The sequence below is a fragment of the uncultured Microbulbifer sp. genome (assembly GCF_947489355.1).
In the GTDB taxonomy this organism is placed as follows: domain Bacteria; phylum Pseudomonadota; class Gammaproteobacteria; order Pseudomonadales; family Cellvibrionaceae; genus Microbulbifer.
Genome location: NZ_CANLDD010000250.1, coordinates 1 through 221, shown reverse-complemented (window position 1 = coordinate 221; position 221 = coordinate 1). Strand labels below are relative to the sequence as shown.

The 221-nt window shown below is 48.4% G+C and carries 1 pseudogene; it reads left to right on the top strand.

Annotation, left to right across the window (positions count from 1 at the left end):
• A pseudogene (locus tag Q1A48_RS21645) lies at positions 1–136 on the top strand (IS256 family transposase); the annotation flags it as partial.
• Positions 137–221: the final 85 nt, after the last annotated feature.

Sequence of the window (221 nt, the reverse complement as noted above, 5' to 3'; positions counted from 1 at the left end):
GCTGTTCAAGCTGGGAATGTGTGCAGAGGGAAAATGGAGAAAACTCCGGGGCTTTGACTACCTGGCCAAGGTCATCACCGGAGTGAAATTCAAGGATGGAGAGGAGGCGCCAACAGCCGACCAGAGCGCTGCTTGATCAGGCTTGTGGTAGTGTTCAGAATTCTGTGTCATTTCTTTATCATTAGCAAAAAAGAGATGACCTATGACCAAACCTACTTTCG